Below are 25661 nucleotides of genomic sequence, written 5' to 3'. Positions count from 1 at the left end.
GGAACTTTCACGATAATATCATAAATAAACTTGTTGCATGGTGCATAATGGCACCGTGCTTTTTTGTACCAATCAGAAAGTATAAGGTTCGGGTGGCATCAGTGCAACTAAGGCGGCCGCCTTCGCAAGGCTTGGCGCTAGCCAAGTTTTCTTTATGCTTTTTTCGGAGGTAAGAAATAATGGCATAGGAGTTGCATTAGTATTCACAAGAACAAGGATGCGCATTCTTTATAAAGGTGGTGGAGTCATACGTTTTTAATTTAAAATCCCTCATTTCGGAAATATTATCTTAGCAATCATGAGGAGGAAGGTTTATGAGCTCATATGGTGCGTGGATTATCGGTTTGGCCCTTGTCTATACCACAATCTTAATTATTTTGGGCAATATTGTTAAAAAGAAAGCCACGAGCGGAGAGAGTTACTGGGTGGGTGGGCGTAATTTTAAGCCTTGGATGGTTTTTGTATGTATTACAGGCTTGTTTTCTGGTTCATCGTTTATTTCAATTATGGAGTTATCGTATCTTAAAGGGATATCCGCAGGTTGGTATGGGATTGCAGAAATGGTTCATGTTCTAATTATCGCAGTGGTGTTAATTGGAACGTTCCGTAGACGCATGATGGTAACAGTCAGTGGTATGATTGGGGACACCTTTGGGCGGCTATCAATGGGGATTGCCGGGGCAATTACTGCTTTTACTTTTCCGATGTGGTCAGTAGCTACAGCATTGTCTTTTGCTTCAGCAGTCAGTGCCTTTACTAATATCCCCATTACCATCTCGGTTGCCTTTGCGGCAGTACTACTACTGATTTATCTACAGGCCGGTGGTATGTGGTCAGTGGTGATGACACAGACAGCCAACACGATTATGTTCTTTATCATGTTTATCATCGGTGGGATAGCCGTATTTATAAATCCTGGAATTGAGGGACTAAAGCATCTGGCAGTGATTAATCCGAGTATGTATAGTCCCACAAATGTAGGGCTGCAGGTGATTATTTCTTGGTTTGCTACGTTTATTATTAACGTATTGCTCGCTCAAGCTGCTTTTCAAATGGCATTATCCTGTCGCACTCCGGAAGAGGGGCGAAAGGGTATGTTGATGGCCTTTAGCGCAAATTTCTTGTTTGTCTTCTTTGGAGTTCTTTTCGGATTGGCTGCGCAAGTCGTGTTGCCAGGAGGGGCTCATGGTATGGTTATGATTCCAAAATATCTGGCAACGGTTTTACCTGCTCCGCTTGTTGGGTTGTTCTTCCTCGGTATTTGGGCCTGTGCCTTGGGGTGGGGAGCTTCGTGTCAGTTTTCGGGTGCTACCAGTTTAGGACGTGACGTAACTGGTGCCATTAATCCGTCGCTTAGCGACAATCAAAAAGTAACCTATACCAAGTGGTCCTTAGTTGTGCTGACTCTAATCATGATTGTGCTTGCTTTTCTGCGCAGTGACCAAGCTGCCTGGTGGAATGTATTTGCCTGGACCCTGCGAAATGGTGCAACCTTCGCCCCTGTAGTTGCGGCACTATTTTGGCCACTGGGGACAAAACGGGCAGCTGCCGCTTCTCTAGTCCTAGGCTTCATCTCCGGTTTAAGCTGGTATGCCCTGGGACATTGGGATCCCGTTAAATTTTATTACAACATTCACCCTGTATTCTTCGGAATGTCAGTCAATATGTTGGCCATGGTGTTAGTCACTCTCATAGAACAGGCAGGAAAGTACAAAGTCGGTGGCTCGCTTACAACCGTTCGTAAGAAGGCAGCGTTGATTGGGGCTCTCGTGGGAGCGTTGGCACTCTTATCCATCGCTATTGGATTCAATTGGTTATATACCAAGGGACTATTTGGGCTGGCGTTTTTCTTGGTTGTCTTAGGGGCTTTCATTATGACGCTTTCTCTTACGACAAAGGTGGAAGAGGGAATAGAAACCTCCGAAGAAAGTTGTGTAGCAAAGTAATTTATAAAAGGGAGAGGTAATTTATGTCACAAGTAAACGTTACTTGGGAAGGAAATATGAAATTTGTAGGTGCTGATAATAATGGATTTAAGGTCCCTATGGATGCGTCCGATATTTACGGTGGGAAAAACGAAGGCACAAGACCCATGGATTTAATGCTTATGTCTCTTGGTGGTTGCACAGGTATTGAGGTTGGCCATATTCTTAATAAAATGAGAGTGGCATATGAACGTTTAGACGTTGAAGTTAATGGAAATAGGGTGAAAGAACACCCCATGGTTTTTAGCGATATCCAGATGATATATCGGTTAAGTGGGGAGAGCATTCCGATCGAAAAGGTGACGAAAGCCATACAAATGGCTGAGCAAGTCTACTGTTCGGCGGCGAATATGATGAACAAAGTAGCAGAGATTACCTGTTCCATAGAGATTAATGGCACGGCCTACAAGTATGAACCGATTAGTCCAACCAAATAAATGAGGGATGAGCAGGAGGATTAGTCAGATAAATGACGAGCGAGATGTTTGATGTAATTGTTATTGGCGGCGGACCCGGCGGATATACCGCCGCCGCCAAAGCGAGCGCCCTAGGTGGTAAGGTAGCGCTTGTTGAAAAGGAAGCCTTAGGGGGGACCTGTCTGAATCAGGGATGTATCCCCACCAAGACCTTGTTAAAATCTACCGAAGTGCTCGAGATTGTTAAAAAGGCCAAGGAGTTCGGGGTGGAAACCGGCCAAGAAGAAGTGTCTTTGGAAAAAATGTTGGACCGAAAAAAGGCGATTATAAAACGTCTTAACACTGGTGTGGAATTCCTCATGAAGAGCCACAAGATTTCAATTTTCAAGGGAGCAGGAAGAATTACTGGACAAGGTGAAGTAACAATTTCCACCTTGTCCGGGCAGCTTATTCTCCGAACACGAAACATCATTATTGCCACAGGGTCCAAGCCGGCCGTGATCCCGGGCCTAGAACCTGATGAGCAATGGATTATGGATAGTGACCATGCGTTAAGCTTAGAAAGCATACCCTCCAGCCTCTTAATCATTGGCGGGGGAGCGATCGGTGTAGAATTCGCTAGTATTTATCAAAAACTTGGTGCCAAGGTTACCCTTGTTGAGGCAAGGGACAGGATTTTGCCTTTCGCCGATGAAGAGGTAAGTGGCGATTTGAAAAAAATGATGACCAGGGAAAAAATCGCGATTTTAACTGAAGCAAAGGTGGCTGAAATTAATAAATCTGAAGAGGGCCTCTTGGTGAATGTAGAGACACCGCAAGGGATCAAAAAGATTCAGGTGGACAAAGTTCTGGTGGCTGTGGGACGGCGTCCGGATTGCGAAAACCTAGGCTTGGAGGAAATAGGGATTCGAATGGAAGGGGAGAAAATTGCGGTTAACTCCAAAATGGAAACAAATATTCAGCATATTTATGCTATCGGGGATGTAATAGGGGGTATTTTACTAGCTCATGTTGCTTCTGCAGAAGGATCAGCGGCTGCTGTAAATGCCATGGGCGGTCAAAAACAAATGAACTATAGCGTTGTGCCCAGCTGTATTTATACTACACCGGAGCTAGCTACCGTTGGTATTACTGAAGAACAGGCTAAAAACGAGGGGATTAAGATCGTTGTTGGGAAGTCCCAGTTCATTAGTAGCGGTAAGGCTCTGGCCATGGGGGAAAATAAGGGGTTGGTTAAAATTGTTGCTGAGGCTTGTAGCGGCAAAATACTCGGAGTGCATATCCTTGGCCCTCAGGCCACAAGCCTTATTTCCGAGGGAGCACTGGCCATTAAGTTAGGGGCTACGGTGGAAGATATCGCGGACACCATTCATGCTCATCCGTCTCTCCCGGAAACCTTGATGGAAGCAGCGGAGCAAGCGGTAAAACTAATTTATAGTGGGAAATAACGAGGCTCGCCTCTACTCTACACGAACTTGCGTCTGCCTTGTTGTGGACGCGGACTTAAGCGAAGGTTCTCGCATTTTAGGGCGAGAACCTTCGCTTTAATTTCTTGCGGCATAACAGGCTGTTACTTGTTGTCCTGTCTAATTGCCTATTTCCCGGTCCACATATCGGTGACATAGCTATTAAAATAGCCATATGGAAGATAGAAATAACCTTTTTCTCCCCAGTTCTCGCCCCATGAATTTCGGCAAATTACGAAGCCTTGGCCTTTAAACTTAGCATCGTCATAACCCACAGCCAAGACAGCGTGGCCCCCTAAGAATTGCTCCCAGCGTTTCGGAAGGGGAACAATCCCGCTCTTTGCCACTTGGTCGGATTCAAAACTTTGGTAGACCTTAATACCAATAACGACTGGATAGCCTTCAGCTAAGGCGGTCTTGAGTGTGGTCAAGTTTGTCACTCTGTGATATTCGGAGATTTTAAACTCTGATGCATCCATGGAAGCCTTCTCAGGCGGTGTTTGCGTGAACTTTCGGATGTCATAAGGCCAATCTGCCTCCGGAGCGCACCCCATCTGTTGCAGGACTTTCATGCCGTCGCGTATAAGAGCTCCGGCATCTTCATTTACTGTGCCTTCTATAGTTCGCTCTTCCCAATAAAGCCACAAGCGGCTTAGCAAGGTAAGTTTACCTGCTCCGATCTCCCAGTATTCTCGTAAACCACTGGCAATTGCATTGGCAGTGCAACTTCCCAACTCTCCTTGGTCAACTACCTGTGAACAACCGGACCGGAGGTCTACACTCTTCGGTAGGACTAGTTTGGTTTTATAGAGAGTAGCCCGAAAAACTCTGTCACGTAGATCTTCAGTGTCAGGTTTTAGTTTGTAGACTCTTTTGGCCATTTTTCTCCCTCGCTATTCATCTTTGATTGAGTAGCGTCGAACCTCCAGCTCCTAAAGGGTCTCGACGCCAAGCCAGTATAATGTATTGTACGAATGGTCGTCCCCATTTGTGCATGGAAGTGGTAGAGGGTTAGCTAGCGATAAAATACGGTGTGACTTTTCTCACACCAAACCAATCCTCATAATCACAGTAACATACTCAGAATTGCTTTAAACTAACCTTAGTCGCAGTTGAGTTAAGCAAAAAATATTTAAATAAAATTTAGGAGGAAATTTGAAATGAGCATGTTTTGTTATCAATGTCAGGAAACCGCTAAAGGTTCGGGTTGTACACTTAGAGGGGTCTGCGGAAAAACCGAAAATGTTGCTAATTTGCAAGACCTTCTGATCTACACCTTAAAAGGGATCTCCATTTATGCTGTTCAAGCCCGTGAGCTGAACATTGTCCGCCCGGAAATCGATAAATTCATTATGGAAAGTCTCTTCAGTACGATTACAAATGCCAATTTCGATAAAAATCGTTTTGTGGAACGAATTCAAGAAGGCCTCACCCTCCGTGAAGAACTCAAGCAAGAAATCATTAAAGCTGGCGGAGCAATTCCAGCAGTCTTAAATGATGCCGCAACTTGGACTGCGTCTGCAGATGAATTCGAAAAGAAAGCTGAACTTGTTGGCGTATTAAAGACCGAAAACGAAGATGTTCGTTCACTCAGAGAATTACTGACTTATGGCTTAAAAGGGATTGCTGCTTATGCCGAACACGCCTATACTCTAACCTATAAAGAAGATGGGATCTTTGCGTTCATTGAAAAAGCACTGGCAGCTACTCTTGATGATACGCTCTCAGCTGATGCCCTCGTTGCCCTAGTCTTAGAAGCAGGGAAATACGGTGTCGATGTTATGGCCCTTTTGGATAAAGCCAACACCACGACCTACGGCAACCCTGAACTCACCAAAGTAAACATCGGGGTCAGAAACAACCCTGCCATTCTTATCAGCGGTCATGATTTGAAAGATCTTGAAGAATTACTCATCCAAACCCAAGGAACCGGCGTCGATGTCTATACCCACGGCGAGATGCTCCCGGCTCACTATTATCCTGCCTTTAAGAAATACGAAAACTTTGTGGGGAACTACGGTAATGCTTGGTACAAACAAGACAAAGAATTCGACTCTTTCAATGGACCTATTTTCTTGACCACCAACTGCCTTGTTCCTCCGAAAGATTCCTATAAAGATCGCCTTTACACCACCGGTGTTGTCGGCTTTGAAGGGATTAAACACATCGCTGACCGAGCAGATGGAAAGGCTAAGGATTTCTCAGCCCTCATCGAACATGCCAAGAAATGTCCGGCACCGACTGAAATCGAAACTGGCGAAATTGTCGGGGGATTCGCCCACAATCAAGTCCTAGCGCTTGCTGACAAAGTCGTGGATGCTGTGAAGACGGGAGCCATTAAACGCTTCTTCGTCATGGCTGGGTGCGATGGCCGCATGAAGAGTCGTGACTACTACACTAATTTTGCGGAAGCATTGCCTAAAGACACCGTGATCCTCACGGCAGGGTGTGCAAAATACAAATATAATAAACTTAACTTAGGGGATATCGGTGGTATTCCGAGAGTTCTCGATGCTGGACAATGTAATGACTCCTATTCTTTAGCAGTCATCGCCTTGAAACTCAAAGAAGTGTTCGGTCTCGACGATGTCAACCAACTCCCAATCTCCTATAACATTGCTTGGTACGAGCAAAAAGCAGTTATCGTTTTACTAGCCCTACTGTACCTGGGCGTAAAAAACATTCACTTAGGACCGACACTTCCGGCTTTCTTATCCCCTAATGTAGCGAAAGTCTTAGTGGAAAACTTCGGTATTGCTGGCATCACCAACGTTGAAGACGACCTCAAAATCTTCATGGCGTAATAATTAGCACAAATTAATTTAATACTCGAACCTTTAAAAAGGGACTGCCTTTCATTGAAAAAGGCAGTCCCTTTTTGCGTGCAAGTTTGTGCAAGTTTGGGGACGGTTCTTGGCTTGCATGCAAGCCGAGAACCGTCCCCAAACTTGCACTATTCGACCCGAAGTTGAGTAGCGCCTTGAGGATCTGTTTGGTCCAAAGAAAAAAATCCAAGCTTTATTGTACTTTCGTGTTTAAATTTAGAGAAAAAGATGAAAGTTTTGGTACACTTACTAAATCGAAGGGAGGAATACCGTGACGAGCGTCGAAAATAGTTCATTGTGAGAATAGATACATTTAGATTGCTGAGGAGTGTCGTCATGTCAGATGGGACAAGTTCAACTCAAGATTGGGAGCAGGCGATAAAACAAATCAAAGCTGTGATAGCTGCTCGAATCAATGTTAATAGTCATGGGGAAATCGAAGAAGTTCATATTCTGGCAGGTTCAGGACGAGCTCCTAAGCAGATTGTCAGGGATGTGGAGTCAATCCTAGCGGCTCAATTTGATTTACAAATTGATCATAAGAAGATCAGTGTAGCCCAATTAGGAGATGATGAGGAAGGAACCTCTGCCATCGTAGAGTCAACGCGACCCAAGTTGGTGGGAGTGACACTTAGAACCGTTAATGGGATGGCTGAAGTTAGGGTCGAATTGTTAACGGGAGACAAGCTTATGGAAGGGTTGGCTCAAGGCCCATCCTCAACTCACAACAAGTTGCGCTTATTCGTAGATGCAACAATAAAAGCACTTTCTCCTCTCACCTTGGATAAATTTCTTTTTGTCACAGAGGATGTTGTAATTACTCAATTAGCAAAGCATCAGATTGCTTTAGTTTCCATAACCATGATCGCCCCCACGGGTGAACAACCCCTTACCGGATGTGCTTTGGTCAGAAACGATGATCGGGAAGCTGTCGTTAAGGCAACCCTCGATGCCGTTAATCGGAAACTACGGTTTCTCAGAAACGATTAATCTGCTAACTTTGGCCGACTTACTAAACAATTAGATTTTGAAGTGCTCCCGGTTTAATTCCCTACATAGCGAAGCGGAAAAAACAGCGGAACGGAATAAGAGCGAAGCGGTTAAACTGTCCCTTGGATAAATAAAAATCAAGGAGGTTTACCGCAAATGAGCAAATTATTCAAAGCTATTACAGTTCTCGTAACTCTCGTTCTTGCAGGTGGAGCAACCTGGAGAATCTAGTTGTAAAGTAGTTGGCCAATATTTATAAGAGGTGGCTAATGGAAGGTTTACCGAAGAAATTTAAACCGTTTTTTACACTAGTAACTGTCTGTGGCGCAATAGTTTTGGTATGGAATATCATCCATACGGATTGGGATACGGCACAGCTGATTAATCTTTTAGTCTTTGGGACGCTTGCGATTGCCAGTGAATCCTTACCCGTTGCCCTACCGAAAGGGGGGTATGTAACGGTTAGTTATTGTATTTTCCTTTCTTCACTGATCTTGTTCCCTATAGGAGTGACGCTAACGGCAATGGCTTTGTCGGGCCTGATTATTTTTGGTAAGGTCGCTTCAGAGCAACCTCTTTTTAAGCGAGTGTTTAATGCGTCCCAATATGTCTTGTCCTTAGCTGCAGGATATGGGGTTATGAATTTTTTCAATTCTTCTTCGTCTCAATCAGATTTTAAACTCTTTATATTGTATATAATTGCGGCAACTGTTTACATGGCAATTAACACCATAATTGTGGTTATTGCATTAGGATTTATTTTATGTAAATCGCCGTGGTCAATATGGGTCAGTAATTTGCGTTGGGGCATGCCCAATTTTATTGCACTCGTTCCCCTTGGATTTTTATTGGCTTTGCTCTACAGAAATTGGGGTCCACTGGGACTTCTCCTACTCTTTATACCACTCTTAGCTTCTCGCCATTCTTTCCAACTCTATATGGACATGCGAGAAAATTATCTCAGCACGGTTGAAGCTTTGGTCCAGGCACTGGAAGCGAAGGACACGTACACAAGTGGACATTCTGCTAGAGTCGGGAAATTGGCAGTAGCTATAGGAGAAGCAATCAAAATGAGTGAAGACAAGATAGAGTCTCTTAAATATGCCGCCGTGTTGCATGATGTGGGCAAGATTGGGGTCAGCGAAGTAATCCTGAATAAAGAGGAGAAACTGCTGGATTCGGAGTGGGAAGCCATTCGCAGCCATCCGGTCATTGGTCAAACGATTATCAAAGGGATTAAATTTATGTTTGATATAGGACAAGTGGTCCGTCATCACCACGAGCGCTATGATGGGACGGGGTATCCGGATCGAATAAAAGGGGAAGAAATTCCTTTGGAATCCCGGATCATTGCTGTGGCAGATACGTATGATGCGATTACGTCCGATCGGAGTTACCGCAAAGGCAGTACACATGAGGAGGCCCTGGTTGAGTTGAAAAGAGTCGCTGGATCACAATTAGATCCGGCGTTGGTGGAAGTTTTCTGCAAAGTGGTTACCAGTGAATCGGCATCCCGAATGGTCAGTGCTGAGCAAGTGCAAATTGCTTAAGCGAATTTTTGGAAGCATAAGAGGTGAAGTATGCTCATAGAAACCTTGATTTTTGCTTTATTCATAAGCCTTTTACGCGGGGGAAAATTGAGCCGCTTAGGAGAACTCGCCCTGCGAGAATTTTGGTTGGTCCCTTTGGCTTTATTGATACAAAGTGGCGTCTATTGGGCCGCTGTTAGAGGAATCGGATTAGGTCCCAGTTGGCTTAGTCCAGCGCTTGATACAGTGTCCTATTTTTTATTGTTATTTTTTACCCTGAGGAATAGATCACTGCCCGGAATACGCTGGATTACCTTGGGGATTTTACTTAATACTATTGTAATCTTCCTGAACGGAGGATTAATGCCCGTGGATCCCTCCTTTCTTCCGGAGACCATCCGTGTAGCTCTCCTAGCAGGCCAGGGAACTCATGGCTTGATGACATCGACGACCCACCTGAGCTTTTTAGCAGATCGGTTTTATCTAGATATTCCGGGACTGCAAAAACAAGTGTTCAGCGTCGGGGATATCGTGATCGATATCGGCTGTTTTTTTCTAGTTTATAAAACAATGAGAAATCGTGACAACATTGCCATAGAAGTAAAAGGGAGTGAGGTATGAACCTCACTCCTTACAATGAATGAAAAGGAACTATTCGGCTTGCAAAAGATCTCGTATCACTTCCCCGGCTATCAGCAGTCCAACAACGGATGGAACAAAGGAAATGCTTCCAGGTATTTGGCGCTTTTCAATACTGATTTCATCATCGCTCGAACAGAGGCAGTCATTTTGAGAATCGGCTTTCATGGAGAGTGGGGTGAGTGGAAGGTCTGGGCAAGACACGACTTTAATCCCTGTTGTGATACCTTCTTTGCGTAGCAATTTGCGCATTGCCTTAGCCAGTGGATCTCCGCTGGTCTTGGAAATGTCGGTTACTCTATAATTCTCCGCTGTAAGACGGTTTCCGGCTCCCATACTTGAGATCAAGGGAATTTTACGGAGCGAACATTCTTTGGCTAAATTTACTTTGCTAGAAACGGTATCGATGGCATCGACAACGTAGTCTAACTTTCGATCCAGTAGTCGATCGGCATTCGTGGCGGAGCAGAATTCCCGAATGGTTTCGACCATGGCTTCGGGATTGATCTCCAAAATTCGGCGTTTCATGACCTCAACTTTGGCTTCGCCGATCGTGGAGTGGAGAGCATGGATTTGGCGGTTAAGATTAGTAATACTAATTTCGTCAAAGTCAACTAAAATTAAATGACCGACAGCAGCACGGGCCAGTGCTTCCACGGTGTATGAGCCGACCCCCCCGACTCCAAAAATCATGACAGTGCTCTGGCGAAGCGTTTCTAACCCATTGGTTCCTATTAGAAGTTCAGTTCTCGAGAATTCGTGTTGCATTATTTCCTCCACCAATAGATTTTGTTTATTTTATTTTATCACACCCAAAGAGCAAAGGCTAAGCAGTGGAAAGAAGCTGCCTCTTCTTAGAAATCACATTTCTATTTTGAGACAGCCCCTTTTTTAGCAGAAAATCACTAAATTTTCCTACGTTGCGTAAAGCTGGTGTGGAGCAATTGATGTGCCTTTTCTCCGTAAGGCTCGCCGATGAAATCTTTATACAGAGCGATGACTGCCGGGTTTTCGTGCGATTTTCTCAAGGGCTTGGAGCGGTCCTCTTGATAAATGGCGTTAGCTCGCGCTTCAAGGATTTCCAGGTTGCCATGGTGATAAGGTTGTCCGCCGCCCCCAATGCAGCCCCCGGGACAGGCCATGATCTCGATGGCATCATAATGGGCATCGCCGGACTGTATCTTTTCTAGGATGGTACGAGCATTACCTAAGCCGTGTGTGACCGCAATTCGAAAATCGCGCCCACTTATCGGGATGACTGCTTCCTTAATCCCGTCCATTCCTCGTAGAGCTTCAAATTCCACTTTCTCCAGCGGTTGACCGGTTATCCACTCATAAGCAGTTCGCAGGGCAGCTTCGATCACACCGCCAGTTGTACCAAAAACCACGGCAGCACCCGTGGATTCCCCTAAGGGGTGGTCAAATTCTTCGTCTTTAAGGTGATCGAAATGAATGCCAGCCTCCCGAATCATACGTGAAAGTTCTCGGGTGGTGATGACGATGTCCACATCCGGGGTGACCGGGTCTTGCCCCAGTTCTGGGCGAGCTGCTTCGTATTTTTTGGCAATGCAAGGCATGATTGAGACAACGGTAATTTTCTTAGGATCGATCCCATAGGTCTCTGCATAATAGCTTTTAGACAAAACTCCTAACATTTGATGGGGGGATTTGCAGGTTGAGGGGATGTCCAATAAATCCGGAAATTGATGTTCAAAGAATTTGACCCAAGCAGGACAACAACTGGTGAGAATAGGTAGACGTCCGCCGTGTTCAATACGGTGAATCAGCTCGGTGGCTTCCTCCATAATCGTCACGTCAGCCCCGAACTCCGTATCGAAGACACGGTCAAACCCAAGTCTCCGGAGAGCGGCAACCATTTTGCCAGTGACAATCGTCCCTGGTTCTAGCCCGAACCCTTCCCCGAGGGCGACCCGTACGGCGGGTGCCGTTTCGACAATAACGTAGCGGTTTGTATCGTTAAGGGCTTTCCAAACCTTGTCGACTTGATCCAGTTCCATCAAAGCACCAGTTGGACATACCGCAACACATTGTCCACAGAATGTACAAGAGGTGTCGTGTTGAGGTAAATCGAAGGCTGTTTTAACCACCGTTTCGAAACCGCGCCCCACGGCAGAGTAAACGCCAACCGTTTGAACATCGTTGCACATCGTTTCACAGCGTCGGCAACGAATACATTTGTTAGGATCTCGGACAATGGCTAAACTGGATTTATCGATTTCAAACTCAGATTCTTCCCCTTCATAGGTGATATTCCGCACGCCTAGATCTGCAGCAAGAGATTGGAGGTCACAATCCAGGTTTTTAGTACAGGTTAAACACGATTTCGGATGGTCAGAAAGTAGGAGTTCAACCATGGTTCGTCTGGCCTGGATGGCACGTAGCGTATCCGTTTTAACGACCATGCCACTGACTACTGGGGTTGAACAGGAGGGGGCCAAATTACGTCGACCCTCAACTTCGACCACGCACACTCGGCAGGAAGCGATGTGATTATTGAGGCGCATCTCATGAAGATTGAGGTAGCACAAGGTTGGAATGTCAATGTTTATCGTTCGGGCTGCGTCGAGAATTGACATTCCTTCTGGTACGGTAAGGGGTATATCGTTAATAGTCAGTTGAATATCCATCCGGAGTTCCTCCTTTAGGGATGCCTTATAAGGATACCTTATTGGCGAATGATGGCGCCAAATCGACATTTCTCCATGCATGCACCACATTTTAGGCAGCGTTCTTCATCGATAATGTGACGCTCCTTAGCTGAGCCTGTGATGCAACCTGCGGGGCAGTGTTTTGTGCAAAGAGTACACCCTTTGCATTTGTCGGTGATGTGATACTTTAGCAAGCTCTTACAAACTCCAGCCGGACAGGTTTTATCGACAATATGGGCAAGATATTCGTCTCGGAAATATTCAATTGTGGAAAGGATGGGATTAGGGGCACTTTGCCCAAGTCCACACAGGGAAGTGTCTTTAATGATCTTGCCTAGTTTTTCCAGTTGATCCAAATCATCAAGTGTCCCCTTGCCTTCCGTGATTTTGGAGAGAATCTCATGAAGACGTTTGGTACCAACTCGGCAGGCAGTGCAACGGCCACAAGACTCGTCCACCGTGAATTCGAGGAAGAACTTGGCGATATTGACCATACAATCACTTTCATCCATGACAATAAGTCCCCCGGAGCCCATCATGGAGCCAATAGCAATTAAGGATTCATAATCAATAGGGGTATCCAAATACTGGGTTGGTATACATCCGCCAGATGGGCCTCCGGTTTGCGCGGCTTTAAAGGCTTTATGGTGTTTGATTCCCCCACCAATCTCAAAGATAATTTGTCGGAGGGTCGTTCCCATGGGGACTTCGACAAGTCCTACATTGTTAACTTTTCCAGCCAAGGCAAACACCTTGGTTCCTTTGCTTTTTTCCGTACCAATTCCGGCATACCAGTCGGCTCCCTTTAAAATTATGGGGGGGATGTTTGCCAATGTTTCCACGTTATTGACACAGGTTGGCTTGCCCCATAACCCTTTTTGGGCAGGGAAGGGGGGTTTGACGGAAGGCTCCCCCCGAGTTCCTTCAATTGAATGAATAAGGGCTGTCTCTTCTCCACAGACAAAAGCCCCTGCCCCGTATTTAATCTCAACATCAAAACAAAAATCACTGCCTAAAATTCCTTTGCCAAGTAAACCGTATTCTCGAGCTTGCTTAATAGCGATTTCCAAGCGATGAATGGCTAATGGATATTCCGCCCGGATATAGATAAATCCTTGTGATGAGCCGATGGTAGCGCCTGCGATGAGCATGGCTTCTAGAACACTATGGGGATCCCCTTCCAAGATGGAACGGTCCATAAAGGCACCTGGATCTCCTTCGTCGGCATTACAAATGATATACCGCTGATCGGCTTTGCTTTTATGCGTTAGTTCCCACTTTAGTCCTGTGGGAAATCCTCCGCCACCTCGTCCCCGCAGACCACTTTTCTTTAGTACGTCAATAACCAAATCAGGATTCATTTCAAAAAGAACCTTAGATAAAGCTTGATACCCATCAGCAGCAATATATTCACGGATATCTTCAGGTGCTATGTAGCTACAGTTGCGCAGGGCAATGCGCAACTGGCTATGGTAAAAGGGTAGGTCGGAAGCAATCCGCTTTTCCGTGTTCGGATCCGTAAAGAGAAGACGTTCGACCAGTTTTCCTTGAATGAAGTGCTCTTCGATAATTTCGGATACATCATTGGTGGAAACTTCCAGATAGAGAATCTTGTCGGGGTGAATCTCAACAATCGGCCCCTTTTCACAGAAACCAAAACATCCTGTTTGGAGAACTTGAATCTGATCGGACAATCCTCGTTGCTTAAGCTCCTTTTCAAAGAGTTTAGCAATTTGAGGACTGCTCGAGGCATGGCATCCGGTTCCCCCACAGATCATAATGTGTCGTTTAAGACCTTGAGCATCCTTGGTTGTGACAGGGTCAAGTACGCGGCGTGTTTCGAGAAGAACGCGGCTTTGAGCTTTTAAGTCATTAAGTGCATCGGCGTTTATGAGTATCATATTGGCTTCCCTTCCTTTAGTAAATAGATTACATTTTCATACCTCCCTGTGAATCGGTAGGTTCATGAATGTTTTCCGGGCGGTATTTTTCCAGAACCTGTTTTATTTCCTCCGCTTCGTTAAGGCGCCCATGGACTTCTCCGTCTACCATCATGACTGGAGCCAGGCCACAGGCTCCAATACAGCGCAGAGAATCTAAGGAAAAGAGATTATCCGAAGTAATTTGTCCTGTTTTAATCCCTAGCTGCTTTTCAAGTTCTGCTTGTAATTTCTCCGCTCCCCGCACAAAACAGGCAGTGCCCATGCAAACATTGGCTACGTGTTTTCCCCGGGGTTTCATGGTAAAAAAGGAGTAGAAACTCACAACGCCATAAACCTTGGCGGAAGGGATGTCGAGTTTTTGGGCGATATGCCACTGCACCTTGTCAGGTAGGTAGCCAAAGAGTTCCTGAGCCTGATGAAGGATCGCTATGAGATTTTCTTTTTTGTAGGGGAGACTGTCAATATAGTCATCCAGTTGGCGATAGGGATCAGTGATCAATGCTTTGTCACACATGGGAATCCTCCTTCAATTGAGAGCTGTGTTTATACTTCCCACTTTTCCGAGATTTACGTATAAAAGGAACAGAATTATTCAGTATCGATTTTTTCGCTCAACAGGGGACTGCCTTGTTGTAATGGCATATATACGAAGGATCATTAAGGCTAGGCAGAATAATTCGACAAATAACGCTCTTGACGTTTACGTCAACTGGTGTCAGAATATTGCTAACATTATAGTTCGAACTAGAAAGGAAGTGTATTTATTGCCCGAAGAACAACCATTCATGAGCATTTCGAATTTGGCCCAAGAACTGTTAATTACTCCAAGGACCATCCGGTATTACGAGGAAGTAGGTTTGCTTACCCCACTGCATCATGAAAAAATGAGCCAAAGATTATACGGACCGCGGGAGAAAGCTCGTTTAACGTTAATCCTTCGAGGTAAGAGGCTGGGGTTTTCTCTGACCGAAATTAAGGAAATGCTTGATCTTTATGATATTGACCGCACAGAGGGGCTCCAACTGGAGAGAACCGTTGCCTATGGAGAAAAACGCTTGCAGGAGCTTGACGAGAAGATCCAAGAACTCACCCTGCTAAAAGGGGAATTAATGGACTACCATCAACAATTTACCGAGTTATTAAGGAAACGAAACGAGGAGGAAAACGATGTTTAATTTTCTTTTGACAGACTCCCAAAAAGAACTGCAAAATGAAGCGATCTCCTTTGTTAAAGAGAAGGTTTCCAAGCAATTAATTCTCGATATGGATGCCGAGAAAGTAATTTATCCAGTCGAATACATCAAAGACCTCGGGGAAGCTAACCTTTTAGGCTTGCGCTTCTCTTCTGAATATGGCGGCCGGGGCCTTAACTGGGTCGATGAGATCGGGGTCCTGGAGGAGATCGGAATTTTAGGAACAAGCCTAGCCTGCCTTTACTCGCTACCTTCCATTGTCGGGGAGGCGCTTTCTCGCTTCGGATCGGAAGAGTTAAAACGGCGCTATCTAAAACCTACCTTAGAGGGAAAAATCTACACAGCCGAAGCACTGACTGAACCTCGAGGAGGGTCTGATTTCTTTGGGGCCACTACGGTAGCTGTGCGAGACGGAGACGATTACATTCTCAACGGGCAAAAGCGCTTTGTGGTAGGTGCTGAAGGGGCCGATTATTTTATGGTGTATGCCAAGACCAACCCGGAGGGCAAATCTCATGAAAGTATGAGCGCTTTCATCGTCGATCGGGGACCAGGCGTAGAAGTAGGGCATGTTTACGGACTCATGGGAACCAGAGGCGGCGGAGCTGGGCGCGTTGTTTTCAAGGATGTGCGTATTCCTAAAGAAAACCTCTTAGGTAAGGAAAACGGAGCCGCTGAAATCTTCTATCAGATGATGATCCCGGAAAGAATGACGAGTGCGGCTGGAGCATTAGGTATGGCCCGGGCCGCGCTGGAAGTAGCAGCAGATTACAGTACTAAGCGCAAGGCATTTAATCAGACAATCAAGGATTTCCAAGCAGTGAGCTTTAAAGTGGCGGACTCCATCACACGGCTGGATGCAGCCCGCGCCTTGGTCTACACAACCGCTCGAGCCATTGACTCTGGCGTGCCAGCAGCCCAGGGGAGGCGCTTAGTTTCTGAGGCCAAGAAATTTGCCACCGAAACGGCCTGGTTCGTCGTCAATGAAGCGATGCAGATCATGGGAGGCATTGGTTACACGAATATATTTCCAGTGGAAAGGCTCTTACGGGATGTTCGCTTGATCATGATTTGGACAGGTACCAACGAAGTGATGGATCTGATCATTCAGCACGAATACTATAAGGAATTGCAAAAACAGACGCCGAACCATCGGAGGATCGAAGAGGATGCTCTTAACGCGCATTTGACCGAAGAGAAGGTCTATGAATAGTAGGCAATGAAGAGATAAAAGACTCAGGCTCAGGACTCGAACCTGAGTCTTTTGCGTCAATTTGGAAGGTTTAAGTCAAGTGAAAAGAAGGAGATAAATACTAATTGACATAAACTATTTATGGGAATTATAATAAGGACGGTAATAGATCCTTAATCTTAGCAGGAGAGAGGAGAGTTGCGATACAGACGCTCCACCGTTACGCTCGGCAGACCAAACTAGAGGAAAAACTGCTAATGCAAGTAAGCGGGATCCCGCCAAATTCGACATCCGCTGGCCAAGGATGGCCGAGTGTCGCCGGAACCATGGATGGTGGCAGGCGACCTTGTCTCAGTTGGCGCGGGAGACGTCCTGTATCCCGCCCCGCCGATGAAAGAACAGTTTTTCCTAAGTTTGGTCTACGCAGCTTACGGAGTGAACGGTGTAAATAAAATCCGCTTGAACAGCTGTATTGCAGAAGTTAGGAGTGATAACCCGTGATCGAAGAAAAAGAAGTTGCTCTCATGGAAGAGACAGACCTTCTATTTAGGAGGGTTTGGAAAAAGTATCAATATTACCTGATGCCTAAAGAGAGCGAATTATCCATGCATCAAATGATGTTTCTGAAATATTTGCAACGTAGAGAAACCTGTACACCCTCTGATATTGCACAACAGTTAGGGATTACGTTGGGGGCAGTCACTGGATTTGTGGATCGCCTTTATAAGTTAGGGTTCATTACACGAACTCGTAGCGAGGAAGATCGTCGAGTGGTCCTTATCCAACTCTCTCCTCAAGGAATTGAGCCCTTAAATGCTTTTGAAAAGGAAAGAGAAACAAAGTTTGTCCGGATCTTTAAAAAACTAGATGCCCTTCAAGTGGCGGAACTTAATAAAGCCTTAGAACAGTTGAACGCTGTGCTGGATAGTTTAGCAGCAGATAAGGAGTGACTCTTTATTGGAATCCTTTGTTAATCCAAACGTTAGAACAGAATATGAAGAAATAGGAGTTTTTTAAATGCGGAAAAAACTGATGGGTCCAATGGTAATCTTACTAATTATTCAGTTTCTAGTCATGGTGGGATTTGGGATCGTGATTCCCATCCTTCCATTCTTTGTAACTAAGCTAGGCGGGGGAGCACTTTCACTAGGAATCTTTATGTCTGCCTATTCCATCATGCAGTTTTTTTTCGCACCCGTTTGGGGTAGGCTGTCCGATCGTATAGGTAGACGACCGGTTATTCTTATCGGACTGAGCGGGTATGGTCTAACCTTTCTAATGTTCGGGGTGGTGAACAATCTATATTTGCTGATTGGAATTCGTGCTCTTTCGGGAATGGTCTCCTCAGCGACACTACCAACGGCCATGGCCTATTTAGCGGATATTACGGAAGGTGAGGAACGTTCGAAGGGGATGGGGTTGATTGGAGCAGCGATGGGGCTTGGCATGATCTTCGGTCCAGCCCTAGGCGGCTTGCTCGGTCACTACAGTTTTTCTTTGCCTTTCTTTGTGGCGGGAGGGTTGGCTTTATTGCTTATGCCGTTCACTTGGGCATTTCTGCCAGAATCCCTGAAGCAACCAATCTCAGCCCTTTCGGGCCGTAAAAGGCCTAGGCTTACTTTAGCCGTATTGCAAGACCCCTTGTTTGCACTTTTTGCCTTTAATTTTGTCTTGAGCTTTACCATGTCCATGTTTGAGAGTACCTTTGCCTTACTGGCAGCAGCGAAGGTGGGCTTCGGTCCTCGGGACATGGGGATCACATTTGCCATTTTGGGTATCTTCGCAGTCATTGTCCAAGGTGGACTTATTGGCAAATTAGTCAAGAAGTTTGGAGATGCTAAGCTCGTGAACACCGGGGCGGTCTTATGTGCGGTGGGTCTTTTACTCATCATTCTATCGGCAGATTATAAGAACATCATTTTTTTAGTAGCGTCCACTGTGGTCTTTATGGTGGGGAATTCCTTGATGGTGCCAACCAGCTCTAGTCTCGTTACTAAACAAAGCACGCAAGGACAAGGCGCCTCCCTAGGCCTCTTTCAATCCTTTGCAAGTTTAGGGAGAATTTTGGGTCCTGTGACCGGCGGAGCCCTTTTCGGAATAGGTATGGGCTTACCTTATGTTACCGGAGCGGCCCTGTTAGTGCTGATCGTTTTACTCTTTGGCAGTAAAATTAAAGTAAATGCACACCCGCCACTGGTACAAGAATAGAAAATGGACTAAAATAGGATGAATGAACGTGCAAGGAAAATGCAGGTGGAATAAAAATGGCAAAAGAAAAAAATAATACCCAGAGTGCTAACCTCACCCTAGGGGGCATTACCCTTGGATTTTTGTTAAGTTACCCTTTTCATACTGGTTTTGTGGGCGGACTCATCTCCAGTGGATGTAGTGCTGGGATGATCGGGGGGCTTGCTGATTGGTTCGCAGTAACCGCGCTTTTTCGACGCCCCTTGGGAATTCGGCCCAGTAAAGTAATTCGGACAGAGATAATTCCTCAGAATCGGGAACGAATTTTCGCTGCCCTGGCAGATATGGTACAGCATGAATTACTTTCGCAAGATGTCCTCCGCCGAAAACTGTCCGAATGGGATTTTTCCAGTGTATTAATTAGAATATTTACTGAACAGGACGTTCGGAAGACTGTGAATCTCACACTAACCAATCTCGCTGAGGATATGGTCTCCCAGCTTGAACCGGATGAGTTAAAGAGATGCGCGTCGGTCGTGTTACACAAAAACTTGGAGAGTATCAACATTTCCCAAATTCTTGCTGAGCTTATCCAATTCTCGTCGGAACACGGAGATGTTGACCGGGTGTTGACTGCTATTTGCCGGGCAATTCATGAATTTGTGGATCAACCTTCAGTAAGTGTTGCACTCCAGGACATGATGGAAGCAGCCTTGGCAAGGTATGGCGGAGACAATCCCACGCGAAAATTGGTCGGAAAATTTCTTCCCTCACCCTCTGTTCTAGCGCAAGGGCTCCAAGGAAAGATCATGGCTGCATTACAGGATGGTACGGTTGAGCGGTGGTTGAAGGATTCATTGCTCCGCTTTGTGTTGGACCTTAGGACAAAGTCTTCGCTTCAAGAACGTGTCAACCTTTTTATCCTAGAGGCTTTAGATGAGGGCTTGGAAAACCTGGAGTTAAAGGGAAGCAGGGAAAATCCGCTGGCTTTTAGCGAGCGATTTCTTGCTAAGATAACGAACAATTGGGACAGTTACTTAGGAAAATTTGAGCAAAATCTTGAACTGAGGTTGAAAGTGGATGAAGGGGTTAAAGGTTTCCTCGAAAAACAGATCGGCTATCATCATAACACAATTGGACGAATGGTCCGTGAAGGGTTAGAACCCCTGACCAATGACATGCTCGTAGAGCTGATTGAGGACAAAGCTGGTAACGACCTGCAGATGATTCGGATTAATGGGTCTGTAGTAGGCGGTCTGGTTGGAATGATCATCTACGTGTTAGGGGTGGTGTTCCGATGAATTATAAAAGAAAGGCAAATATTACATTAGCCGCTGTTTTTGGTCTTTTCCTGGTTGCGGCGCTGTTAGAGCATTTCAACCCTAATATCTTTGGAATTAGGCTAATATACTTTGTTTCGGAAGCAGCCTTAGTGGGTGGAATCGCCGATTGGTTTGCGGTAACGGCGATTTTCAAGAAGCCGTTGGGCTGGGGCTATCATACTGCCCTGATCCCTCGTAACCGGGAAAAGGTCATTGAAGCAGTGGCGTCCATGGTGCAAAAAGAGCTCCTGCGCGTGGATGTGATTCGCAAGAAGATTGAGGGAATCCCTTTTTCTGATGCCCTTCTTAACTACGTGGAGAAGCAAGGCGGATCGGTTTATCTTACGGACAAGCTTGTGGCTTATATCCGCCGTTATGCAGAAAAACAGGAATCTGACCAGCTTGCTGAGAAGCTTGCTGAGTTTTTGCGTCCTAAAGCGAAGGCTTGGAAGCTAACGCCAAAGGTGCAGGCGGCCAGTGGATGGGCTTTAAAACATGGGTATATCGACCAAGGGTTAGATCGGTTAGCTGAAGGATTGTGGGATAAAGCATCAGAAGGGGAAACACGTGAGGTTATTTTCCGTTATCTCGAGGAAATCAAAGAAGAGAAAGTAAGCAATGGGGGATCAATTTTACGCACCCTGATGGGTTTTGTAGAGATGTCAGACGGATTAAATCTTGAAGACGCTGCTGATGCTTTGCAAGTGGAGTTGCTTCTAACTTTGCGTAATCTTCAAGACCATAAGCATCCTTTGCGTGTAAACCTAAAAGAGACTTTGCTGAACTCCCTAGCGAGATTAAGTTTTGATCCCGGATTTGCGGCCCAAGTTGAGCTGTTGAAGAACGACGTATTGGATGACGCTTTGTTTGAAAGGCTTCTAGAGAGTTTCCTGCAGACAGCATTAGAGCTTGCTGCTTCTCCCTCAACTCCTTTGGAGCCGAATGCACTCTATCAGGCGGTGTATCCTTATGTTGAAAAATATTGGGTTAACGTTCAAGAAAACATGGTGCTTCAAGAAACGATGAATTCATTTATCACGGATACCTTGTGTCGAGTGATTCAAAATGAACATGACATGATCGGGAATATGGTTAGGGAGACCCTTGCTGCATATACGGATCAGGACCTCAATCAATTTATCGAAGAGAAGGCGGGGAACGATCTTCAATGGATCCGGATCAATGGGTCCATGATCGGTGGGATAGTGGGGTTAATCTTGTTCTTATTCCTGGATTTCGTCTATGCCCCCATCATTATGCCGGTACTGGTGCCAGTTATTGCTCAATTTCCCCATTAAGTAAAGGGAGAGGTATAGACAACAGTTATCCCCTAGATTAGTGGTCTGTTGTCTATCGACGCGCATATGTAATTTTGAGCAGAACTTTATGTTTGGATTCTGCAAAAAAAAATTAAGGGGGAGAGTAATGATCGAGTTTACAGCTCACGAGCTGGAAATCATCGAGGTGGCATTGGTGCGTTACATGAAAGGGCTTGAAGGGGGAGTGTTTGCAGAACGTGAACGTGCGCGGATTAAGGTCATTCTGGAAAAAATAGGCGAGGGGTAGTTCGTCGTAAGCTATTTTAGAAGGTATACAGGATTCATGCAATAAAGGTATTGCAAGTATGTTTATCTCCGTGCTAGAATATCAAACATAAGGTGTGCACAGCCGAAGACCCATGGGTTAAGACAAAATGAAAGCAAAGCAATGGCGCTTTGAGTTACTCTAAGGAGTAGCTCAAAGCGCTATTTATTTTGGTGAGGAGGAATAGTATGGATACGGGAGATACAGGGTTTATTTTGATCTCGACAGCACTGGTTTTTCTTATGACGCCCGGTTTAGCACTCTTTTACGGTGGTATGGTACGTAAAAAGAACGTTCTCAGTACCCTCATGCATAGTTGGATTGTCATCGGTATCATCTCTGTACAGTGGATTTTAGTGGGATATACTTTGGCCTTTGGGCCGGACTATCACGGCATTATTGGTAGCTTAAACTGGTTGGGGTTGAGTGGAGTTGGGGTAGATCCCAATGCGGATTACGCAGCAACTATTCCAGCGATTGTCTTTATGGCGTTTCAAATGATGTTTGCTGTCATCACCCCGGCCTTGATAAGTGGTTCTATCGCAGAACGGATGCGTTTTCCGGCGTTCGTCGTATTCGTTCTTTTGTGGGCAACCTTTGTCTACGATCCGTTGGCCCATTGGGTCTGGGGTGTCGGTGGTTTCTTAAGGACCCTAGGCGCCTTGGATTTTGCAGGAGGAAATGTAGTTCATATTAGTTCGGGATACTCTGCCTTGATAGCCGCCCTGTTGCTCGGCAAACGTAAAGGACTGGGCAAAGAATCCATGGCGCCACACCACATCCCAATGACTGTTTTAGGAGCTGGACTTCTTTGGTTTGGTTGGTTTGGATTTAATGCGGGGAGTGCTCTGGGGGCGAATGGTTTAGCGGGTATGGCTTTTGTAAATACAAATACAGCCGCAGCTTCTGCAGCAATGGCCTGGGCAGTAGTGGAACGCTTTCATAGAGGAAAATCCACCGTCTTGGGTGCAGCTAGTGGTGCGGTTGCCGGGTTAGTAGCAATAACACCGGGCGCAGGGTTTGTAACTCCGCTCTCCTCCATATTTATCGGTTTGGTCGGAGGAACGGTTTGTTATCTAGCGATCAGCTTGATGAAGGCTAAGTTTGGATATGATGATGCCTTGGATGCCTTTGGCTGCCATGGGATTGGCGGGACTTGGGGAGCCTTGGCAACGGGGATATTTGCCACCAAGACCATCAATTCGGCAGGTGCGGATGGTCTCTTCTATGGGAATGCTTCACTTTTGGGGATTCAGGCAGTGAGTGTTTTGATTACGGTGGCGTTTACCGTGTTAGCCACATTCATAATTTTAAAAGCCATAGGCCTTGTGATGAAACTGCGAGTCAGTGACGAACAAGAATCAACAGGCTTGGATTTGTCCTTACACGGAGAAACGGCTTATTCAGAATTCATCTAGACGCGCAAGTCGTGTGGGTGCAAGTCAGGGACGGTTCTCGAGACTTGCATCGGTGAAAATGCAAGTCGAGAACCGTCCCCAAACTTGCAAACTTGCATAGGCTTGCAAAATCGTATTTGGAGGGGTTTAATATGAAAAAAATTGAGGCAATCATTCGTCCAGGAAAGCTGGACAACGTGAAAGATGCGTTGGGCACTCATGGAGTTAACGGTTTGACCGTGACCCAGGTGATCGGTTGTGGTAAACAGAAGGGGCATACTCAAGTTTATCGCGGCGTGGAATATACCGTACACCTTATTCCAAAGGTGAAGATTGAAATCGTCGTGATGGACAAATACGTGGAAGAAATCATCCAAGTCATTGCCAAAGAGGCAAGAACTGGGGAAATTGGGGACGGAAAAATCTTTGTATCTGCTATAGAAAATGCCTATACGATAAGAACAGGTGCCACTGGAGAACAAGCATTATAGAACATGCAAAAAAAACCAAAGACCGTTATCCCTTGAGCTGGGATAATGGTCTTTCTCATTTAAGCAAACAACGGATCTATGCAAGTTTAAGAACCGTCCCTGAACTTGCACTCATTTGCACTTCATAGTTGGTAAAATTTGGAACAAAACGATTACGGTGTGCGTATCCTGTATAAGACCAGGTAAGTTCAGGATGAAGGGGGGATTCAAAATGGCATTTGGAGCCGGCGGAGCTAGTTTTGGTGGCGGTGTTGGAGCTGGTATTGCAGTCGTGGTTGTAATAATTTTGCTTCTTATCGCAATGGGAATAGTATTCTAGATTAAAAGAAGGAGGTATTGCTATGTACGGATATGGTGGCGGTGCATGTTGTCATGTAGTTGCTCCTGTTGCTCCCGTTGGTAGAGGAATAGGTGTAGGAATTATTGCGATCGCGATTTTAATCTTGATTGCTTTGGGCGTTATCTTTTAAGAATCGAAGTTGGAAGAAAAGTAAGGGCTCATTCAGGGCCCTTTTTTCTATCTTTGTATCAGAGTCGTGACAAATAGAATACTGAGTTTGCCGAGAAGCAAAATATATTGGAATAAAATAGGATACAAGGGGGTGAATGGTATATGCCGTTGAGAGGATTTAACATCTTAAACAACCAAACTATGCAGCAATTCATGGGACAAAATCAATTTCCCATGCGAGGGCTGGAACGCTTTATGCAGAAACGGGGTATGAATTTCCCTGGAATGATTCAAGGAGGGGGTTTTCAAGGCCTGAATCAACAAGGGGGAGCTGGGAATCTTGTGAACACTCTGAATGTCCAAGCACCACCAAAGAAAAGCGGAGGGATAAAAGAATTATTCAGCAAGTTTAGTCGTAAACTGAAGTAAAAATCATAGGCTTATTCCGAGCCCTCGATGAAAATCGAAGGGCTTTTCTATAGATGTTTTCGGTTGGCTAATCAATTTAGAAATTACAAGAAGCCCCCTAGTATTTCAAAACACAGGGAGCTTGCAAAAGTCTACTTAATTCTTTGAGCAAGGAGGAGCTGGATTCCTGTAGCCATGGTAAACAGGTAAAAGGCTATTTCAGTGGCGATAAGGGCACGTGCAGTAAGATTTGCCGGCATAATGTCACCTAAGTTCCCAGTAGCAATACTTGTAATGCTCAAATATATGAATGAGAAGAGTTGAGTCCAAAAGTCATCCCCCACATCCCCTTTGAAACTTTCGGGAAAGAATCGGTAGAGCAAAAGATAATCGGCGGCAAAAAGTAAAATAATCGAGACAAGGGCTCCCCCGATTGGATAGACTAAGTGATCGTGGGGAGTTTTAGAGTCTGTCACGATATCAGAAATGCAAGAAGAAATTGCAATCGTAGCAAAGATAGAATATCCTACGATAGTAAGTTTAAACAGGGGCCCTTCAAAGCGTTTTATCAAACGATCATTCCCTGAGAATAAGCTTAGGAAAATCGCCCCGCCTGCACCAATGAGCGCAGGAGATAACGATCTCCAATAGTCTAGATCGATCGTTGTGTTCAAAGGGACGTTCTGTTTGGCTGGAGGAACACAATTCGGTGCATTTGGAAGTGATGGCTTATAACCGCGAATAATGCTGGGGTTTAAGGGAGGAACTCCATAATAAGGATAATAGCGGGGGATTTGCGTCCTGTTTTGATCCACGTCTGAATCAGCCACCTTTCAGGGTGATGATACCAGTATATTCCATTAAATCTAGAGGGTTAAGAAGAATATGTAGAATTGTAGATTAAAAGCGGAAATTATTACGTTTGCAAATAAACCATTTGACCTTAACTGACCTTTGTAATAAAATAAAGTTAA

General features: G+C 45.4%; 25 protein-coding genes. 19 read left to right on the top strand and 6 right to left on the bottom strand.

Features of this window, described 5'->3' with window-relative positions; genetic code table 11:
• Positions 1–314: 314 nt before the first annotated feature.
• The 3 genes from DSOL_RS11210 to lpdA are packed head-to-tail and all read left to right on the top strand — an operon-like array spanning position 315 to position 3849.
• Positions 315–1946: a sodium:solute symporter family protein gene (locus tag DSOL_RS11210; RefSeq protein ID WP_075364942.1), complete on the top strand. Its 1632-nt coding sequence runs from the start codon at positions 315–317 to the stop codon at positions 1944–1946.
• 23 nt (positions 1947–1969) lie between these two features.
• Positions 1970–2422, top strand: a complete 453-nt coding sequence (locus DSOL_RS11205) for an OsmC family protein (RefSeq protein WP_075364941.1) — start codon at positions 1970–1972, stop codon at positions 2420–2422.
• A gap of 32 nt (positions 2423–2454) precedes the next feature.
• Positions 2455–3849: a dihydrolipoyl dehydrogenase gene (gene lpdA / locus DSOL_RS11200; protein WP_075364940.1), complete on the top strand. Its 1395-nt coding sequence runs from the start codon at positions 2455–2457 to the stop codon at positions 3847–3849.
• Positions 3850–3995: 146 nt separating this feature from the next.
• Here lpdA and DSOL_RS11195 read toward each other — a convergent pair whose 3' ends face one another.
• Entirely contained in the window at positions 3996–4748 is a 753-nt protein-coding gene (locus tag DSOL_RS11195) for a C1 family peptidase (protein WP_075364939.1), read from the bottom strand.
• A gap of 279 nt (positions 4749–5027) precedes the next feature.
• Between DSOL_RS11195 and hcp the strand changes: the two genes are divergently transcribed.
• The 4 genes from hcp to DSOL_RS11175 all read left to right on the top strand — a co-directional run bounded on the left by hcp (position 5028) and on the right by DSOL_RS11175 (position 9832).
• Positions 5028–6671 (top strand): hydroxylamine reductase, encoded by a 1644-nt coding sequence (gene hcp / locus DSOL_RS11190; RefSeq protein ID WP_075364938.1) that lies wholly within the window; start codon positions 5028–5030, stop codon positions 6669–6671.
• 357 nt (positions 6672–7028) lie between these two features.
• The gene (locus DSOL_RS11185; RefSeq protein ID WP_075364937.1) at positions 7029–7682 is read left to right on the top strand and encodes a hypothetical protein; all 654 of its coding nucleotides are present in this window, start codon (positions 7029–7031) and stop codon (positions 7680–7682) included.
• Between the two features lie 269 nt (positions 7683–7951).
• The gene (locus DSOL_RS11180; protein ID WP_075364936.1) at positions 7952–9232 is read left to right on the top strand and encodes an HD-GYP domain-containing protein; all 1281 of its coding nucleotides are present in this window, start codon (positions 7952–7954) and stop codon (positions 9230–9232) included.
• A gap of 30 nt (positions 9233–9262) precedes the next feature.
• The gene (locus DSOL_RS11175; RefSeq protein WP_075364935.1) at positions 9263–9832 is read left to right on the top strand and encodes a DUF5317 domain-containing protein; all 570 of its coding nucleotides are present in this window, start codon (positions 9263–9265) and stop codon (positions 9830–9832) included.
• A 30-nt stretch (positions 9833–9862) separates the two neighbouring features.
• On the opposite strand, the gene DSOL_RS11170 is transcribed toward DSOL_RS11175, so the two are convergent.
• The 4 genes from DSOL_RS11170 to DSOL_RS11155 form a co-directional block, all read right to left on the bottom strand.
• Positions 9863–10618: a tRNA threonylcarbamoyladenosine dehydratase gene (locus DSOL_RS11170; protein ID WP_075364934.1), complete on the bottom strand. Its 756-nt coding sequence runs from the start codon at positions 10616–10618 to the stop codon at positions 9863–9865.
• Between the two features lie 137 nt (positions 10619–10755).
• Positions 10756–12498 carry an NADH-dependent [FeFe] hydrogenase, group A6 gene (locus DSOL_RS11165; protein WP_075364933.1) on the bottom strand — a complete coding sequence of 581 codons (1743 nt, stop codon included), beginning with the start codon at positions 12496–12498 and terminating at the stop codon, positions 10756–10758.
• A gap of 38 nt (positions 12499–12536) precedes the next feature.
• Positions 12537–14420: an NADH-quinone oxidoreductase subunit NuoF gene (locus DSOL_RS11160; protein ID WP_075364932.1), complete on the bottom strand. Its 1884-nt coding sequence runs from the start codon at positions 14418–14420 to the stop codon at positions 12537–12539.
• Positions 14421–14448: 28 nt separating this feature from the next.
• A complete protein-coding gene (locus tag DSOL_RS11155; protein ID WP_075364931.1) occupies positions 14449–14976 on the bottom strand; it encodes an NADH-quinone oxidoreductase subunit NuoE family protein in 528 nt (175 codons plus the stop codon).
• 121 nt (positions 14977–15097) lie between these two features.
• Between DSOL_RS11155 and DSOL_RS11150 the strand changes: the two genes are divergently transcribed.
• From DSOL_RS11150 to DSOL_RS11105, 12 genes are all read left to right on the top strand, one after another.
• On the top strand, positions 15098–15637 hold the full coding sequence (locus tag DSOL_RS11150) for a MerR family transcriptional regulator (protein ID WP_083642483.1): 540 nt from the start codon (positions 15098–15100) through the stop codon (positions 15635–15637).
• Positions 15630–16868, top strand: a complete 1239-nt coding sequence (locus tag DSOL_RS11145) for an acyl-CoA dehydrogenase family protein (RefSeq protein ID WP_075364930.1) — start codon at positions 15630–15632, stop codon at positions 16866–16868. The genes DSOL_RS11150 and DSOL_RS11145 overlap by 8 nt, the downstream gene beginning before the upstream one ends.
• A 291-nt stretch (positions 16869–17159) precedes the next feature.
• Positions 17160–17348 (top strand): hypothetical protein, encoded by a 189-nt coding sequence (locus tag DSOL_RS11140; RefSeq protein WP_075364929.1) that lies wholly within the window; start codon positions 17160–17162, stop codon positions 17346–17348.
• Complete coding sequence (locus DSOL_RS11135; RefSeq protein WP_075364928.1) at positions 17345–17797, top strand: MarR family winged helix-turn-helix transcriptional regulator; 453 nt, start codon at positions 17345–17347, stop codon at positions 17795–17797. The genes DSOL_RS11140 and DSOL_RS11135 overlap by 4 nt, the downstream gene beginning before the upstream one ends.
• A 67-nt stretch (positions 17798–17864) precedes the next feature.
• Positions 17865–19055 (top strand): MFS transporter, encoded by a 1191-nt coding sequence (locus DSOL_RS11130; RefSeq protein WP_075364927.1) that lies wholly within the window; start codon positions 17865–17867, stop codon positions 19053–19055.
• Between the two features lie 56 nt (positions 19056–19111).
• Positions 19112–20335, top strand: a complete 1224-nt coding sequence (locus tag DSOL_RS11125) for a DUF445 domain-containing protein (protein WP_075364926.1) — start codon at positions 19112–19114, stop codon at positions 20333–20335.
• On the top strand, positions 20332–21654 hold the full coding sequence (locus DSOL_RS11120; RefSeq protein WP_075364925.1) for a DUF445 domain-containing protein: 1323 nt from the start codon (positions 20332–20334) through the stop codon (positions 21652–21654). The genes DSOL_RS11125 and DSOL_RS11120 overlap by 4 nt, the downstream gene beginning before the upstream one ends.
• Before the next feature lie 127 nt (positions 21655–21781).
• Positions 21782–21922 (top strand): hypothetical protein, encoded by a 141-nt coding sequence (locus DSOL_RS27930; protein ID WP_170871492.1) that lies wholly within the window; start codon positions 21782–21784, stop codon positions 21920–21922.
• A gap of 206 nt (positions 21923–22128) precedes the next feature.
• On the top strand, positions 22129–23358 hold the full coding sequence (locus DSOL_RS11115) for an ammonium transporter (protein WP_075364924.1): 1230 nt from the start codon (positions 22129–22131) through the stop codon (positions 23356–23358).
• 131 nt (positions 23359–23489) lie between these two features.
• Positions 23490–23828: a P-II family nitrogen regulator gene (locus tag DSOL_RS11110; RefSeq protein ID WP_075364923.1), complete on the top strand. Its 339-nt coding sequence runs from the start codon at positions 23490–23492 to the stop codon at positions 23826–23828.
• Positions 23829–24169: 341 nt separating this feature from the next.
• Positions 24170–24298, top strand: a complete 129-nt coding sequence (locus DSOL_RS29520) for a hypothetical protein (RefSeq protein ID WP_282433542.1) — start codon at positions 24170–24172, stop codon at positions 24296–24298.
• Between the two features lie 143 nt (positions 24299–24441).
• Positions 24442–24708 carry a hypothetical protein gene (locus DSOL_RS11105; protein WP_075364922.1) on the top strand — a complete coding sequence of 89 codons (267 nt, stop codon included), beginning with the start codon at positions 24442–24444 and terminating at the stop codon, positions 24706–24708.
• 131 nt (positions 24709–24839) lie between these two features.
• On the opposite strand, the gene DSOL_RS11100 is transcribed toward DSOL_RS11105, so the two are convergent.
• Positions 24840–25502: a hypothetical protein gene (locus tag DSOL_RS11100; protein WP_075364921.1), complete on the bottom strand. Its 663-nt coding sequence runs from the start codon at positions 25500–25502 to the stop codon at positions 24840–24842.
• Positions 25503–25661: the final 159 nt, after the last annotated feature.

This window comes from Desulfosporosinus metallidurans, from assembly GCF_001936615.1.
GTDB classification, from domain to species: Bacteria; Bacillota; Desulfitobacteriia; order Desulfitobacteriales; family Desulfitobacteriaceae; genus Desulfosporosinus; species Desulfosporosinus metallidurans.
This window is presented reverse-complemented; position numbering and strand designations above follow the sequence as displayed.